The organism is Chryseobacterium lacus, from assembly GCF_003336205.1.
In the GTDB taxonomy this organism is placed as follows: domain Bacteria; phylum Bacteroidota; class Bacteroidia; order Flavobacteriales; family Weeksellaceae; genus Chryseobacterium_A; species Chryseobacterium_A lacus.
In genome coordinates, this window is record NZ_QPIE01000028.1 from 1 (window position 1) to 579 (window position 579).

A 579-nucleotide genomic window follows, 5' to 3' on the forward strand; every position below is an offset into this window, starting at 1 on the left:
TCGTATTGGCAATAGGCGGGCTGAACGGCTTCGTATCAACGGAAGTGCAAAATTCAACTTCTGTTCTTCGATTAAAGTTCAGTGCTAAAAATCCCGCCCATCGCCAATACGCGGCACGTTAGCAGAAATGTCAAATGAAAGTACTGCATAAAACACTTTTCTTAATTATTATCTTGTTTGCAATTAGAATTTTTGCAAGTCCACAAATTCCGGATTATATCATTTATAAAGGTGACACTATACCAACGTATAATTTAATTTTAGAACAATTTTTACAAAAGAAAAATCCAAATGAAGAAAAACTTTTTGGGTTAAGTTTCAGAAGCTCTGAAAATATTGGGGTTTCAACAAATTGTTGGAGAGGATATCAAGCGATATACGAAATAATAGACAATAAACTTTATTTAACAAATATTATTTCTTGTGGTGAATTATACGAAAAATCCAAAATAAATTTATCTGATTCTCCGCAAACACACCTAATATTTTTAGTATATTAGCGCTCAAAAAGCAGGGATTATGAACATATTCAGTTTTACGGCTCATTTCGGTTCGGAGGAAGATTGTCGTTTGCATTTC

At 33.0% G+C, this 579-nt stretch carries 1 protein-coding gene; it reads left to right on the top strand.

The genetic code is table 11. The features are described 5' to 3' along the window. Positions 1-134: 134 nt before the first annotated feature. Entirely contained in the window at positions 135-500 is a 366-nt protein-coding gene (locus tag DQ356_RS11260; RefSeq protein WP_059137248.1) for a hypothetical protein, read from the top strand. Positions 501-579 lie beyond the last annotated feature (79 nt).